General features: G+C 50.5%; 14 protein-coding genes and 2 tRNA genes. 7 read left to right on the plus strand and 9 right to left on the minus strand.

The annotated features are described in order from the left end of the window. Positions 1-2: 2 nt before the first annotated feature. Positions 3-710, minus strand: coding sequence for a response regulator YycF (gene yycF, locus CK797_RS01905; RefSeq protein ID WP_104688127.1), 708 nt, complete (start codon positions 708-710; stop codon positions 3-5). Positions 711-869: 159 nt separating this feature from the next. Here yycF and CK797_RS01910 point away from each other — a divergent pair. Then, positions 870-942, plus strand: a tRNA-Lys gene (locus tag CK797_RS01910). A gap of 176 nt (positions 943-1,118) precedes the next feature. Continuing rightward, positions 1,119-1,191: transfer RNA gene (locus CK797_RS01915), tRNA-Lys, on the plus strand. A gap of 103 nt (positions 1,192-1,294) precedes the next feature. On the opposite strand, the gene CK797_RS01920 is transcribed toward CK797_RS01915, so the two are convergent. Continuing rightward, positions 1,295-2,008: a winged helix-turn-helix domain-containing protein gene (locus CK797_RS01920; protein ID WP_104688128.1), complete on the minus strand. Its 714-nt coding sequence runs from the start codon at positions 2,006-2,008 to the stop codon at positions 1,295-1,297. 119 nt (positions 2,009-2,127) lie between these two features. On the opposite strand from CK797_RS01920, the gene CK797_RS01925 reads away from it, so the two are divergent. Genes CK797_RS01925 through phoU form a run of 5 tightly spaced genes read left to right on the plus strand, consistent with a single transcriptional unit; the run spans position 2,128 to position 6,256 of the window. Next, positions 2,128-2,997 carry a phosphate ABC transporter substrate-binding protein gene (locus CK797_RS01925; RefSeq protein ID WP_104688129.1) on the plus strand — a complete coding sequence of 290 codons (870 nt, stop codon included), beginning with the start codon at positions 2,128-2,130 and terminating at the stop codon, positions 2,995-2,997. Positions 2,998-3,001: 4 nt separating this feature from the next. Continuing rightward, a complete protein-coding gene (gene pstC, locus CK797_RS01930) occupies positions 3,002-3,901 on the plus strand; it encodes a phosphate ABC transporter permease subunit PstC (protein WP_104688130.1) in 900 nt (299 codons plus the stop codon). Next, a complete protein-coding gene (gene pstA, locus CK797_RS01935; protein ID WP_104688131.1) occupies positions 3,901-4,782 on the plus strand; it encodes a phosphate ABC transporter permease PstA in 882 nt (293 codons plus the stop codon). The genes pstC and pstA overlap by 1 nt, the downstream gene beginning before the upstream one ends. Positions 4,783-4,791: 9 nt before the next feature. Continuing rightward, positions 4,792-5,547, plus strand: coding sequence for a phosphate ABC transporter ATP-binding protein PstB (gene pstB, locus CK797_RS01940; protein ID WP_104688132.1), 756 nt, complete (start codon positions 4,792-4,794; stop codon positions 5,545-5,547). Between the two features lie 10 nt (positions 5,548-5,557). Further along, positions 5,558-6,256: a phosphate signaling complex protein PhoU gene (phoU, locus tag CK797_RS01945; RefSeq protein WP_104688133.1), complete on the plus strand. Its 699-nt coding sequence runs from the start codon at positions 5,558-5,560 to the stop codon at positions 6,254-6,256. A 45-nt stretch (positions 6,257-6,301) separates the two neighbouring features. Here the strand turns inward: phoU and CK797_RS01950 are convergent, their stop codons facing one another. From CK797_RS01950 to CK797_RS01980, 7 genes are all read right to left on the minus strand, one after another. Continuing rightward, entirely contained in the window at positions 6,302-7,177 is an 876-nt protein-coding gene (locus tag CK797_RS01950) for a PPK2 family polyphosphate kinase (RefSeq protein WP_104688134.1), read from the minus strand. Positions 7,178-7,308: 131 nt separating this feature from the next. Beyond that, entirely contained in the window at positions 7,309-8,430 is a 1,122-nt protein-coding gene (locus tag CK797_RS01955) for an NAD(P)-dependent alcohol dehydrogenase (RefSeq protein WP_104688135.1), read from the minus strand. Positions 8,431-8,646: 216 nt separating this feature from the next. Continuing rightward, positions 8,647-8,955 (minus strand): hypothetical protein, encoded by a 309-nt coding sequence (locus CK797_RS01960; protein WP_104688136.1) that lies wholly within the window; start codon positions 8,953-8,955, stop codon positions 8,647-8,649. Between the two features lie 12 nt (positions 8,956-8,967). Beyond that, positions 8,968-10,173 (minus strand): MDR family MFS transporter, encoded by a 1,206-nt coding sequence (locus tag CK797_RS01965; RefSeq protein WP_104688137.1) that lies wholly within the window; start codon positions 10,171-10,173, stop codon positions 8,968-8,970. 188 nt (positions 10,174-10,361) lie between these two features. Further along, a complete protein-coding gene (gene dnaB / locus CK797_RS01970) occupies positions 10,362-11,750 on the minus strand; it encodes a replicative DNA helicase (protein WP_104688138.1) in 1,389 nt (462 codons plus the stop codon). 48 nt (positions 11,751-11,798) lie between these two features. Further along, positions 11,799-12,251: a 50S ribosomal protein L9 gene (gene rplI / locus CK797_RS01975; protein WP_104688312.1), complete on the minus strand. Its 453-nt coding sequence runs from the start codon at positions 12,249-12,251 to the stop codon at positions 11,799-11,801. A 5-nt stretch (positions 12,252-12,256) separates the two neighbouring features. Further along, positions 12,257-14,281, minus strand: a complete 2,025-nt coding sequence (locus CK797_RS01980; protein WP_104688139.1) for a DHH family phosphoesterase — start codon at positions 14,279-14,281, stop codon at positions 12,257-12,259. Between the last annotated feature and the right edge of the window lie 149 nt (positions 14,282-14,430).

The following is a 14,430-nucleotide window of genomic DNA, read 5'->3' on the forward strand; positions in this document are numbered from 1 at the left end:
CTCTAATTTTGATCAGGATTTGCTAAATAGTAACCGACTCCCCGACGTGTGATCAGCCATTGCGGGTGACTCGGGTTGTCTTCGATCTTTTCCCGCAAGCGCCGCACCGTCACATCGACGGTCCGAACGTCGCCGAAGTAGTCATACCCCCAAACGGTCTGTAGAAGATGCTCCCGATTGATGACCTGACCAATGTGTTGAGCCAGGTAGTGAAGCAACTCGAACTCCCGATGAGTCAGGTTGATATTCTCACCCCGTTTGGTGACTGTGTAGGCCTCGGGATGAATCGTCAGATCACCGACTTTGATATCGGTATTCTTCTCCTCCTCGGCAGGAGCCTTCAAGGTTGCCTGTCGCCGTAGATTAGCCTTGACCCGGGCTACCAGTTCCCGGTTAGAGAATGGCTTGGTAACGTAATCATCTGCTCCCAGCTCAAGTCCCAAGACCTTGTCGAGTTCAGAATCTTTAGCCGTCACCATGATGATCGGCATCGTGTGCTTGGCTCGGACCCGCTTAGCTACCTCCAGACCGTCAATCTTCGGCAGCATCAGATCAAGGATAATCAGATCTGGATTTTCACTTTCGACCTTCTCCAGAGCCTCCTCACCATCGTAGGCAGTTACGACCTCGTAGCCTTCTTTTTCAAGATTGAACTTGATGATATCTGAAATTGGTTTCTCGTCGTCAACGACTAGTATCTTCTTTGCCATTTCAAAATCCCCTCCATGGGTGATTAGTAATTTAACCTAAACTTAATAACCGTGCCCCCATTATAGCACAGCTAAGCTTCTTATCATTTTTTGGTAAGTTTTTGTTGACAGTGGTAGTAAACGGTGGTAATTTAATTAAGTACCTTGTTAAGAGGTAATGGGCAGTTAGCTCAGCTGGCAGAGCAACGGACTCTTAATCCGTGGGTCCAGGGTTCGATCCCCTGACTGCCCATCAGAGGTTTACAGAGATTGAGATTTTTCTCAGTCTCTTTTTATTTTTTAAAAGTTAATTTTACAAAGCTGGACCACCTCCACCGATTATATTTGTTCAAAATAAAATAAATTTAAAAAAGTCCTTGCAAAAATTAGTAAAGATTGATAATATAATAGTCGTTGTCAATATGACATGGGCAGTTAGCTCAGCTGGCAGAGCAACGGACTCTTAATCCGTGGGTCCAGGGTTCGATCCCCTGACTGCCCATTACTAAGCACTCGTTTCGACGGGTGCTTTTTTATATCTTAAGGGAGCCGCTAGTGTTCGAACCTTACCGAACACTAGCGGCTCTTTGTGTTTATTCCGCTTATTACTCCACGATTTTATATCCGAATCCCCGGACCGTTAACAGGTGGGTCGGCCGATGGGGGTCATCCTCAAGCTTATCGCGGAGGTGACTGATATGGATATCGACAATCCGAGAGGTGTTCAACATATCATACCCCCAGACACCGGTGATGAGCTGGTCCCGACTGAGCACCTGGTCACGATGATCAACCAGATAGGAAAGGAGTTGGAACTCCTTAGGGGTCAAGTCGATGTGGACGCCATTCTTAGTTACGGTGTAGTTCTGCCGATCAATCTGCCACCGGCCGATAGTTGTAAGCTGCCTTGTCGACTGCCTGCTCGGTGCCACGGTTGGCTTGAATTGAATATGCTGATAAAGTCCCAGCCGTTGCTCCAACTGAGAACGCAGGACCGCAACGGTAAACGGAAAGGCAACGATGTCATCGACCTGAGCCTGATATAGTTTTTGCTGGATTCGGTCCGTCAAGTTTGGCACAAAAACGGTGATTGGCCCAAAGACCTGGTGGCGGATCAGAGTCATCGTAGCAATCGTGGTGTCCAGGTTTGTTGCGGAAAGCTCCCACCAAACCCCGGCTGGCTGCTGCTTTTCAAGGGCCACTACCAGTCCGGTCGGCGTAGTGACTTGTTCAAATGACCAGTGGGCCTGCTTACCAAGCTGGCATAACTGATATCGCAAGTCAGGGTCCTGCCCCATCAGCAAGAAGTGGTTCATCATATGTTCCTCCAAGGTTTACACAACTTTTACAATAAGCAGATTAAATATTTACATCACCTTGATATGATCTATTTGTATCATACAAAACTAACGAAAACAACAACCAGGGAGTTGCAGAGATGAAAAGAATTATCACAATCGTAATTTTGGCGATAATTATTAGCGGGCTCGGATTCGGCTGGACCGCTGCCAGAAAACAGCCACCGTTGGCCAAGGTAACAGTGGTTGGCTCAACTGCTCTCCAACCACTGACGGAAGCTGTCACCAAGGAATATCGTACTGTCAATCCCCAAACGAGCATCACCGTCCAGGGCGGCGGCTCAGGCACTGGTTTGAGCCAAGTGCAGGCTGGCGCTGTTAACATCGGTGCATCAGACATCTTCGCTGAGCAAAAGGACGGTATCAACGCCCGGCGGCTTCGCGATCACATCGTCGCAGTCTCTGGTATTGTTCCAATTGTCAACCGCCAGTTGGGTATCAAGGATCTCTCTATGAGCCAACTCCGCAAGATCTACACTGGCGAGATCACCAACTGGTGTCAGGTCGGAGGACCAAATCTCCCCATCACAGTTATTAACCGGTCTGCCGGCAGTGGTACCCGAGTGGCATTTGAGCAGGTCGTCTTGAAGGACCAGCAGCCTATCAATGCTCAAGAACAAGATTCCAACGGGACGGTCAAGGAGATCGTCGCCAGTACCCCCGGTGCAATCTCCTATATCGCTACCGCCTACCTAAACGGACAGGTTCAACCACTAACAATTGACGGAATAAATGCCTCCGCTGCCAACATCACGACTAACCGCTGGCCCCTGTGGTCCTACGAGCATATGTACACCCGCCAAGCACCGAGTCGGGCGACCCAGGAATTCATTGACTTCATGCAGAGCAAGCGCGTGCAACAAACCCTCGTAGAAAAAGCCCACTACATCAATATCCACGACATGCAAGTGCAACGAACTGCTGATGGAATAATTCGGTTAAAGGAGTAAGCACATGGATGATTTACAGCAACAATTAACTCAGCCATCCCCGGAGAGCCGCCAGGAGCAGACCGGTAAGCTCACCAGCCGCCTTGCCATCGTCCTAATCGGTGGTTTGGTCGGCACGATCCTCATCTTTTTAACGATCAAGGGGATAGCGCTGTTCACAAATGATCACGTCTCAATATGGCACTTCCTGTTTCAGACCGATTGGCAACCCAGTCATCACCATTTCGGGGCCCTGCCGATGATCGTAACCTCCTTTTGCGTAACCCTCCTCGCGGGCGTGGTCTCCCTGCCGCTGGCCCTGGTGGTGGCCATCGCAATCACGGAAATTCTATCCAGCAAGGTCAAGGCCTTTTTACAACCGCTGATTGAACTACTGGTCGGTATTCCCTCCGTAGTGTACGGCTATCTAGGACTAACCATCATCATCCCTGCTCTGCAACGCCTTTTTGGCGGGACTGGTTTCGGCATTCTTGCCGCGACTTGTGTTCTCTTCTTGATGATCCTGCCCACCATGACCGCGATGACCATCGATAGTCTACGCGCGGTCCCGCAAAAGTATCGACAGGCCTCGGCCGGCTTGGGGGCCACCCGCTGGCAGACCATCTCCCGAGTAATAATTCCGAGTGCCAAGGGCGGGATCTTAACGGCAGCAGTTTTCGGAATGGCCCGCGCATTTGGAGAGGCCCTGGCTGTCCAGATGGTGATCGGGAATACCACCGTGATGCCTACCGGGCTGGTTGATTCCGCTGCTACCCTAACCAGCGTCCTGACCACCGGGATCGGCAACACGATCATGGGCACAGCAGAAAACAATGCCCTTTGGTCGCTGGCCTTAGTCCTGTTGGGAATGTCTCTGGTCTTCAACCTGTTAATCCACCTTATAAGTAAGAAAGGAGCCGCTTGATGTCTCCAGAACGTATTGATAAAATCGCCACGACGATCATCATCGGATTGGCCGGACTCGTTGGGCTGATTATCTTGAGCCTTCTCGCTTACATCCTAGCAATAGGAATCCCCCATATCTCCTGGCACTTCCTGACCAGCGAGGCCGAATCATTCGCGGCTGGCGGAGGAATTCGCGATCAGCTGTTCAATTCCCTCTACCTGGTTGTCTTGACCCTGATCGTCTCCGTACCACTGGCGCTTTTGGCAGCCATCTATCTCAATGAGTACGCCCCTGACAACCGGGCAACCCGTCTGCTTCGCCTAGCAATCGAGGTACTAAGTTCCCTGCCTTCCGTGGTGGTGGGCCTATTCGGATACCTTGTCTTTGTCCTCAAGTTTGGCCTGGACTTCTCTCTGCTTGCTGGGGCCCTAGCCCTGACCATTCTGAACCTGCCGATCCTAACGCGCAGCTGTGAGGACGCCCTCTCCCAAGTCCCTGACCTGCAACGCCAGGCGGGGCTAGGCCTTGGAATGTCTAGGTGGCGGGTGACGACCAAGATCGTTCTGCCAGCTGCCCTGCCAGGAATTATCACCGGGGCTATTCTCAGCGCTGGCCGAATCTTCGGCGAGGCAGCCGCACTGATTTACACTGCCGGTCAGAGTGCCCCACTAGTCAGCTACACCGATTGGAACCCATTTAGCCCGACCAGCTTTCTTAACCCCATGCGGCCCGCTGAAACGCTCGCCGTCCACATCTGGAAGGTCAACAGCGAGGGGCTTGTCCCCGACGCCCGCGCGGTTTCCAATGGTTCCGCAGCCGTTTTGATTATCACAATCCTATTGTTCAACCTGGTTGCCCGCTATGTTGGGCACCGTATCAAACGACACCTAGCAAAGTGAGGAAAAACAATGCCAACCGATTCAATTTTAGAATTAAAGGATCTCCAGGTCTTCTATGGTGATAAGCATGTGATCCATGACGTCAACCTCAAGTTCCCGTCAAACCAAATCACGGCCCTGATTGGCGCCTCTGGTTCGGGCAAATCGACTGTTCTGCGAAGTCTCAACCGAATGAACGATGATCTCGCTACGGTCACCGGAATCATCAACTTCCACGGGGTCAATATTAATCGACCCCAGGTCAACGTCTACCGAGTTCGTCAGCGAATTGGGATGGTTTTCCAGCAGCCAACCCCTTTCCCCATGTCGATCTACGAAAACGTAATCTATGGGCTCCGCCTGGCTGGAGTAAAGGACCGGACCGTGCTGGACCAACGGGTCGAGGAGAGCTTACGCCAGGCTGCCCTCTGGAACGAGGTCAAAGACCAGCTGAAGTCCAGCGCCCTCGCGCTCTCTGGTGGTCAGCAGCAGCGCCTGTGCATCGCCCGAACTCTGGCAGTACGTCCAGAAATTATTCTTATGGATGAACCGACCAGTGCCTTAGATCCGGTTTCAACTTCGCAAATTGAGGACACTCTAGTACAATTAAAAGAGCAGTTTACGATCATCATGGTAACCCACAATATGCAACAGGCATCTAGGTCTGCCGACTGGACAGCCTTCATGCACCAAGGTCACCTGATTGAGTTCGACCAGACAGCTAATATTTTTATGAACCCGCGCGAACAACAAACCGCCGATTATCTGAGTGGTAAATTTGGTTAGGAGGAATAAGATGGGTGCCATTTTTAACGATGAACTGAAACGGCTTCGTGGCCACTTCATAGAGATGGGAATCGATGCCAGCGAACAACTCTACCAAGCGACTAAGGCCTTCACAGAGAACGACCCGCAATTGGCCAGGCAGGTTCTAGCAACAGACGCTAAGATAAATGACGAGGAAATTAACCTGGAGAAAGAAGCCCTAAAACTGATGGCCCTCCAGCAACCGGTCGCCAGTGACTTCCGGAAAATCATCAGTATCCTCAAGGCCAGCAGTGATATTGAGCGGCTAGGTGACTACGCCACGCACATTGCCCGGGCCGCAATTAACCTGAGCGACCGGGAGCATAACCGCGCAATCGAAGAACAAATTGAGAAGATGATGATGATCATTCGGGAGATGCTGGAACGAGTCCTCGATGCCTACGCATACACCAACGAGCAGCTGGCCTACGAGGTTGCCAACGAGGATATCCGGGTCGATATGATCTACGTCCAGCAACAGCAGGCAATCATGACCGCCCTAGCCAAGGCTGGAACTAATGTTAAGATATATGGTGACTATCTCTCAGTAATTCGCTTTCTCGAGCGAGCAGGCGATCACATCGTCAACTTGGCCGAATGGATCATCTACAGCAGCTCAGGGAAGCTGGTAGAGCTCAACCCCGGAAAGGCAGACCCCAATATGGTTAAGCGCAAACTAAATGAATAATAAAAGCAGCGATTGGCGTTTTACACGCTAGTCGCTGCTTTGCTTTTAGTCCTCATTCAGCAGGATCTGGTGGGCACGGGCCAGCTCTTTCTCCTGATCTGCCGACATCTTTGGGTAAGCCAGCGGAAGCTTCTCGATCCGCTTGGTGATGATGTCCGAAACAATCAAGCGAGAGTACCACTTATCGTCAGACGGTATGACGTACCACGGATTCTCCTTGGTGGCCGTGGCGTTGATTGCCTTGTCATAGGCCGCCTGGTACTTATCCCAGAACTGACGCTCATGAATATCGGCTGCGGAGAATTTCCAATTCTTCCGTGGTGTCTCGATCCGGGACAGGAACCGCTTCTTCTGCTCGCCCTTAGAAACGTGGAGGAAGAACTTCAGAATCACATAGCCATTGCGAGACAAATACTTCTCGTATTCACGGATATCCTCGTAGCGTCCAGCGAAGAAATCCTTATTGACGTCCGATAGGGTAGTGACTCCCGGCAGGTTAGCCTTGAGGACAATCTCAGGGTGAACCCGAGAGACCAGGACGTCCTCGTAGTAGGAACGGTTAAAGACACCGAATGAACCTCGTTTTGGTAGAGCGGCATTGATCCGCCAGAGATAATCATGCTGCAGCTCCACGGAGGTTGGCTGCTTAAAATTAGCTACTTTGAAGCCGACCGGGTTGACACCGGAGAAGATGTGCGAGATCATACTATCTTTACCAGCCGCATCCATTGCCTGAAAAACGACAATAACACCGTAACGGTGGCGGGCATACATTTTCTTCTGAGCATCCTTAATCCGCTTGACGTTCTTGTCGATTGCTGCCTTAATCTGGTCAAGTTCATCTGCAGAGTCAGCCACCCAGGTTGGCGCTTTCTTAATATCAAAGTTATCCTTGGTATAGCGGTACTGTTTCGTATCCATCCGTCATTCCTCCCTTAACTTATATAAACATCATTTTAGCATTTTCCGTAGGTAGGGAGGAGAAAAATATTTCCCGGGAAATTAAAAAGGGAGCGATGACCACTACCATCATCGCTCCCTATTTGAATTGATCATTCGCCCGGCTGGTAGTCCTTGTCAATGATCAATACCGGTTTAATCGTCTTTCCGGAGACAGAATCAGCATTAGCTTGGTTGATGTCGGCAAAATCATAGAACTTCTCGGTCTTATCGAAGTCAAACATTCCTTGTTTATAAAACTCGATCAGGCGTGGAATATCAACCTGCGGGATGGAATCACCCATGTTGACCCCAACGATTGTCCGGTCGGCTGGGCATAGATCCGTCCAAGTGTTAATGTCAATGTGGTTAGCTGTAACCGCGATTGCAGCTAGAACCCCACCTTGAGCCAGTGCCTGAATGGAGTCCTCCAGCACCTTGGTGACCCCAGTCGTGTCAACCAGATAGTCGACACCTTTGCCGTCAGTTAGATTCTGGACGGCCTTAACCATATCTACGTCGTTGGTATTGACTGTATCAGTAGCACCCAATTCCTTGGCTAATTCCAGCCGTTCGGGAACCCGGTCGATGGCAATAACCTTGGTACAACCGGAAATCTTGCCAGCCATCATAGCGGCCAGACCAACCGCCCCGGTTCCGGCCACCGCAATCGTGGAGCCTGGTTCCGGCTTTAGAGTATTAAAGACCGTTCCGGAGCCAGTCACGTAACCGCAACCCAGCGGTCCTAACTTCCGTAGATCAAGGTCCTTGGGTACCTTGACGGCGTTACGTTCCCGTACTACGGTCGTCGTAGTAAAGGAAGATTGGTCAAACATATCGTCAACTTGATGCCCATTCTCAGTGAAATGGGCACTACCGTCTGGCCGGACTCCGGACAGATTATTGGCCGCGTAATTTAGACACTTAGTCGGCTTGCCCTTTAGACAATTAATACAGTTACCACAACCGTAGAATGATAAAATGACGTGATCGCCCGGCTTGAAGTTTTTGACCTCTGGACCAACTTTCTCGACAATTCCGGCACCTTCATGCCCTAAAATGATCGGGTAGCCGATCTCAGCATCCCCCTTCCGTAGAGCCTCGTCGGAGTGACAAATTCCAGAAGCCACCATGTGAATCTGGAGATCGTCAGCCTGCATATCGGCAAGCTCGACGTCGTCACGAATATCAAACTTAGCACCCTTCTTATCAACAACGGCTGCTTTAATCTTCATTTCAAAGCATCTCCTTATGTTATGTCTAATTACCTTAACATTATTAACCATATCATAAACTAGAGAACTTTGTAAGCGCAACCATTTTAATATTAGTTAGTGGATGACGGTGCCATTACCCCAGGACTGCCATAAGTTTATCGTTTTGCATGATAAAATTTTCATATTATAAAAGAAGCTAGGATCTCGTTCACCGGGCCCCTAGCTTCTTTCCAATTATTTTAGTTGTTCCGGGCTGACCGGATGTTTGCTGTGTTTCAGCTTACTGATCTGTCCCTCACGACCATTATTGACGATAAACTCATCGACTGCTCCACAGTGCTCACAGGCCACCACGATCTGGTAGCGTTGTGAGTCATCCTGATTGGTATCCATCCAGTTCCGTTCGGCGATCACCAGAGGTTCCTGGTGACACCGGTAACACGGCACCAGCAACAGCCGATTCTCGCGAAAGCCATCACCGGTCTTGCCAACCATTCCGTAACGATCCTCACCATGAACATTATCAAAGTTATTGTAGAACACGCGATTACTTCCTTAATACTTAACCGTCCGGGACTTGTTTAGCTGAACAACCGCCCAGACAATAGCTTCCATCACAAAGATTGCGGCCGCACAGATCACAAATAAGATATGATAGGAAGCCGCCCCAATAATCAGCCCCCCAAACAAAGGCCCAAATGCCTTCCCCAACGACGAGAAGGCGTTAAGAATGCCCTGATACTTCCCCTTGACGTCAACCGGGGAAAGGCTATTGACAATCGCTGGCATCGTCGGAAAGGCCGTTGCCTCACCAATCGTCAGGATTACCATAGCGATAACGTACCAGATGTAACTCTTGGCAAATAACAAGAGGACAAAAGATAGGCCAATGGTGAAAATACCGATAAAGACTTGGGCATATGGGTTGTTGTACCAGCGATTCAGCCAAGTCAGCAGTAATTGGATAACCACAATCAGCACCCCGTTGAGGGTCCAAAGCAGACTGTACTTGGTCATTGAAATTCCCTGATCGGTCATGAAGACGGATAAGTTACTAGACCACTGCTCATACATCGTCCAGACCACACATAGGGCCACGAAGAAGATCCAACTGATCCACAGGTTGGCCCGGGGCAGAGCAGTTGTTTTCTCCAGCTCGTCGCTCTTGAAACGGGCCTCATCTACCGGCTCCGGATGTGGATCCTCTTTGAAGTAGACAAAAACAACGATCGTAAAGAGAACGTAGAGGACGGTCGTAATCGTAAAGAGCGGGGCGATGTTCCCGTGCGCATGCTGGTAGAGTGGACCGACAATTGTGGTCCCAATCACCATCCCTAAGTTGTTGGCGAAGTAGAGCATGTTGAAGACGTAGCGACCATCCTTGTGCAGTCGGGTCCCAAACGAGTTGACCATAGTGATGATCCAGCCGTTAAAGAAACCGATCGCCGTCAACAGAATTGCGTAGATTGGCCAGCCATTGAAGAAAATCATGGTCGCAATGACAACGGTTGCGGCAATGGTCCCACCTAACATCAAGTGGCGCGGATTCCGCTTGTCAAAAAGTAACCCGCTGATATAGCTACCAACCACATTGGCCCCCGAATAAAAGAGCAGCACAATACCTGATATAGTTAATGACTCATGTAACTGCTCATGCATGTAAATCGTGGTCAATGGCCAGACAAAACTGTTGCCGATGCTTCCGAAGAACATCCCCAGTAGCAGCCATTTCAACTCAATTCCTTGTGTTTGACGGTTCATCCTAACGCCTCCTTGTTTTTCCTTAAGCGAACGAAAAGAGCCCTCCAGTGAATCTGAAACGCCCCTTTCCGATACTAATTTTACTATGCAGTTGCAAAATTCTATATGTCTAGCTACGGCCAAAAACCGACACATCCAGCATTGACCGCTGGTCTAGTACTCCGCAACGATTGTTTTCCAACTTAATATTAATTCTGCTCTCCTGGCACATAGGCCACAGAGGCAAACTTATTGTATGACTTGGCGAACAACAGCTTGACTGTCCCCCGTGGACCGCTCCGGTTCTTCTCAATGATGACTTCAACCTCACTAACGTTGGAATCATCTCCATTATCCTGACCACCATCCTGTTGATCATCATCGCCATCGCCGTGCTCGTAATAATCGTCACGGTAGAGAAAACTGACGATGTCCGCGTCCTGCTCAATTGATCCGGACTCACGGATATCAGATAACACCGGCCGTTTATCCTGCCGCTGCTCAACTCCCCGGGAGAGCTGGGACAAGGCGATAACCGGCACTTCGAGTTCCTTAGCCAGTTTTTTGAGCTGTCGAGAAATTTCAGAGACTTCCTGCTGTCGGTTATCGGGATTGTTCCCTTCGATTAGTTGCAAGTAGTCGATCACGATCAACCCGAGGTTCCCGGTCTCCTTCTTCAGGCGCCGACAGCGGGCTCGGATTTCAGCCACCTTGATCCCGGCAGTATCATCGATGTAAAGGTGGGCGTTCGACAGGGTCCCAGCAGCAAAAAACAGGCTCTCCCATTCGTCGTTAGTCAGGTTCCCGGTCCGCAGGTGGTTGGCGTCGATGTTGCCCTCAGCACACAGCATCCGGTTGACCAGCGACTCAGCCCCCATTTCGAGGCTGAAGATTGCTACCGTCTTATCAGTCTTGGTAGCCACATTCTGGGCAATATTGAGAGCAAAGGCAGTCTTACCGACAGCCGGCCGCGCTGCGATAATGACTAGTTCGTCGGGGTGGAAACCGGTCGTCATCCGGTCTAACTGCGGGTAACCCGTCTCCAAGCCAGTGATCTCTGAATCATTACCCGACAGAGTCTCGATGTGGTTCATCGCACTGTTTAAGACCTGCTGGATATTCTGGAAACCATCCTGGCTGTTAGACTCCGATACGTGAAGAATCGACTGCTCGGCCTGGTCAAGCAGGTCGGTGGTATCATTATCGTCCGCATAGCCCTCGTTGATAATCTTGGTGGCAGTGTTAATCAGGTTTCGCCGCACGGCCTTGTCATGGACAATCTTAGCGTAGAATGCCACATTGGCCGCTGACGGAACCGACGAGGCCAGCTCAGCTAGGTAGACCATCCCGCCGACGTTCTCGGTCTGGTTATCCTTGTCTAGGGCGTTCTTGATCGTCACCACGTCAATCGGCTGGTCATCATCATTTAACGCTACCATCTTCGAAAAGATAATCTGGTGAGCCCGCTTGTAGAAGTCCTCGGGCTGCAGGTATTCCATTGCATCTGCCAGCGCGTTCTTACTTAAAAAAGCAGCTCCGAGAACTGCCTTTTCAGCTTCAATATCGTGTGGTTCTACTTGCATTGGTGCATTATCCATGACGATACCTCGCTTTTAATAAATCAAAACTAGATTATACCGGTTAAACTACTTTTCTGCAATGTGCACCCGAATCTCGGCACTTACTTCGGGGTGGAGCTTAATCGGCACGTTAACGTAGCCCAGGGCCTTAATTGGCGCCGCCAGTTCGATCTTGCGCTTATCAATCTTGACCTTGTACTGTTTCTGCAGAGCCGTGGCGATCTGCTTGGTGGAGATAGAGCCAAACATTCGACCGTCCGTGCCAGCCTTCCCGCTTAGCTCAACGACCGTCTTGTCGTCCTCTAGCACCTTCTTGAGCCGCTTAGCCTCTTCCAGTTCTGCGGCAGCGTGCTTGGCCTCAGCTCGTTGCTGACCAGCCAGCTGGCTCATTGCTGCCTTAGTGGCTTGCTTGGCCAGGCCACGCTTGATCAGGTAGTTCTGAGCATAGCCGTCGGGAACTTCCTTGACCTGACCGCGCTTGCCCCGGCCACGAACATCTTGCGTAAAAATAACTTTCATCTTATTCACTCCTCTTCATCTTCCTGACTACTATTATCATCCGTCTTCGTCAGAAGATCAATTAATTCCTTTTTAACCTGGTCAACCTTCTGATCAGCAATCTGAGTAGCAGCGTTGGCTAGGTGGCCACCACCGCCCATCTGCTCCATGATGATCTGAACATTGACGTCACCGGCCGACCGGGCAGAAATCCCGACCTTGCCATCCGCACGCCGGGTGATAACGAATGAAGCTTCAACCCCTTCAACCTGGAGAAGCATGTCAGCCGCTTGAGCAGCCGTGACGGAATCATAGACCCGGTCGTCCTCACCGGCACAGATTGCAATCTGGTCGTTAATTATTGCCCGGGAAATCAAATGGTTGCGAGCCATGAAGCTTTGCGGGTCTTCTTTCATGAAGGACTGGATCATCATCCCGTCAGCTCCGGCCGAACGCAGGTAGGAGGCAGCATCAAAGGTCCGCGTCCCAGCGCTCTTAGTGAAGGACTTCGTATCGATCTGGATCCCCGTCAGCATCGTGGTAGCCTCAAGCTTATTTAACCCCTTACCTTCTCGTGGCTGGTATTCAAACATCTCGGTAATCAGCTCACATGTGGAGGAAGCATACGGTTCGATGTAGACCAGAAGTGGGTTCTCAGGGAACTCCTCACCGCGCCGGTGGTGGTCGATGATCACCAGCCGGTTCTGCAACTGGTCGTATAATTCGGGCGAGATGGTGATACTGCGCTTAGCGTGATCCACCATCACCAGCAGACTGTTGTCGGTGGCCCTCTCCAGGGCTTCGTTCGGCGTGATGATGTGATCTTTGATTGTCTGATAGTTGTCAATCTCGTTCATCAGACGTTGAATATCGGCGTGAGGATGCTCATCATCCACCACAATCCAGCATTCTTTACCATTCATTTCGGCAATCCGCCGAATTCCCAGACAAGCCCCCAGTGAATCCATATCGGGGTTATGGTGCCCCATGACGAAAAGCTGGTCTGCCTGGTTAATCAATTCCTGAAGGGCCTGACTGATCATCCGTGCCCGAACCCGGGTCCGCTTCTCCATCGGGTTTGTCTTCCCTCCGTAGAAGCGGGCAGGCTGGTCTTTGGCTCGGACAACGACCTGGTCACCCCCACGGCCAAGCGCCAGGTCCAGGTTATTCTGTGCTGTGTCAGCCAGCTTGATGAGGTCGTTCTCAGCGTAGGCAATCCCCACACTGAGGGTAACTGGAGAGTTGCGCTGGGAAGTACTCTGCCGAATAACGTCGAGGATCTTAAACTTCTTCTTTTCTAGTTCCGCTAACGAGCTTTGGTGCCCAATGATCAAATAGTTGTCATCATCAATGATCTTCATCAAGAGATGGTTGTCACTGGCCCACTTACTGATCTCCGAGGTAACGTAGTTGTGCAGGTTGGAAACATCTGTATCGCTCATCCCCTGAATCAGTTCATCGTAATTATCCAGGTAAATATTACCCAGGAAAATCTGCTCTTGACGATAGCGCCGTTCCACCGCCGCATACTTGCTGATGTCCAGCAGATAAGCCACGTGGTAGCGAGGCTGAACCAGAAATTCAAACTGATGGTCGCGCCAAGTAACAATCTGCGGTCCCGAATGATGGTTCCCATCGTCAATCAGCTTTGCCAACTGGTCATCGACGCTGGCTACCGGCTTACCAACAACCTTTTCAAGCTTGAAGTAACGCGCCATGTAAGGGTTGATCCACTCGATCTCTCGACGGTCATTTAGCATGATCATTCCCACTGGCATCTCTAGCAGGGCTTCCTGCTGACCATGCTGAATCTGGTAAGTCAAATGGTTCAAGTACTCGTGGGTGTCGTTAACCAGCTGCCGAAGCCGGTGCAAACTAATGGTATTCCCGATGATTGCCAACACCAGCACCGTCAGACCGATCATCCAGTTGAACATGAATGCCAGAACCAGGCTGATCACGGTCATACATAATAGGTAATAGACATTCCAGCGGACCGCTGGGTGTTTCAGATAAAACAACCAGTTTTCACGACTGAAAAATTCACGCATAATAATCCTCCCAAATCGGATTTTTTTGCCAATCTTTTTTGACTTTTTGAATATTATGATGCAGTTACGAGAAGCCAACAGGTTAACTTCTCGTCGCAAGCGGAGCATTATTGATTATAAATGAAGGCCGGCGCGACTAGCGCTAATCT

The organism is Limosilactobacillus pontis, from assembly GCF_002940945.1.
In the GTDB taxonomy this organism is placed as follows: domain Bacteria; phylum Bacillota; class Bacilli; order Lactobacillales; family Lactobacillaceae; genus Limosilactobacillus; species Limosilactobacillus pontis_A.

Excerpts from the sequence above, each read along its gene's own strand:
- rplI (WP_104688312.1), bottom strand. The coding sequence starts at position 12,251 with ATGAAAGTTATTTTTACGCAAGATGTTCGTGGCCGGGGCAAGCGCGGT.
- CK797_RS01925 (WP_104688129.1), top strand. The coding sequence starts at position 2,128 with ATGAAAAGAATTATCACAATCGTAATTTTGGCGATAATTATTAGCGGG.
- CK797_RS01955 (WP_104688135.1), bottom strand. The coding sequence starts at position 8,430 with ATGAAGATTAAAGCAGCCGTTGTTGATAAGAAGGGTGCTAAGTTTGAT.
- dnaB (WP_104688138.1), bottom strand. The coding sequence starts at position 11,750 with ATGGATAATGCACCAATGCAAGTAGAACCACACGATATTGAAGCTGAA.
- CK797_RS01950 (WP_104688134.1), bottom strand. The coding sequence starts at position 7,177 with ATGGATACGAAACAGTACCGCTATACCAAGGATAACTTTGATATTAAG.
- CK797_RS01965 (WP_104688137.1), bottom strand. The coding sequence starts at position 10,173 with ATGAACCGTCAAACACAAGGAATTGAGTTGAAATGGCTGCTACTGGGG.
- phoU (WP_104688133.1), top strand. The coding sequence starts at position 5,558 with ATGGGTGCCATTTTTAACGATGAACTGAAACGGCTTCGTGGCCACTTC.
- pstA (WP_104688131.1), top strand. The coding sequence starts at position 3,901 with ATGTCTCCAGAACGTATTGATAAAATCGCCACGACGATCATCATCGGA.
- yycF (WP_104688127.1), bottom strand. The coding sequence starts at position 710 with ATGGCAAAGAAGATACTAGTCGTTGACGACGAGAAACCAATTTCAGAT.
- CK797_RS01920 (WP_104688128.1), bottom strand. The coding sequence starts at position 2,008 with ATGATGAACCACTTCTTGCTGATGGGGCAGGACCCTGACTTGCGATAT.
- pstC (WP_104688130.1), top strand. The coding sequence starts at position 3,002 with ATGGATGATTTACAGCAACAATTAACTCAGCCATCCCCGGAGAGCCGC.
- CK797_RS01980 (WP_104688139.1), bottom strand. The coding sequence starts at position 14,281 with ATGCGTGAATTTTTCAGTCGTGAAAACTGGTTGTTTTATCTGAAACAC.
- pstB (WP_104688132.1), top strand. The coding sequence starts at position 4,792 with ATGCCAACCGATTCAATTTTAGAATTAAAGGATCTCCAGGTCTTCTAT.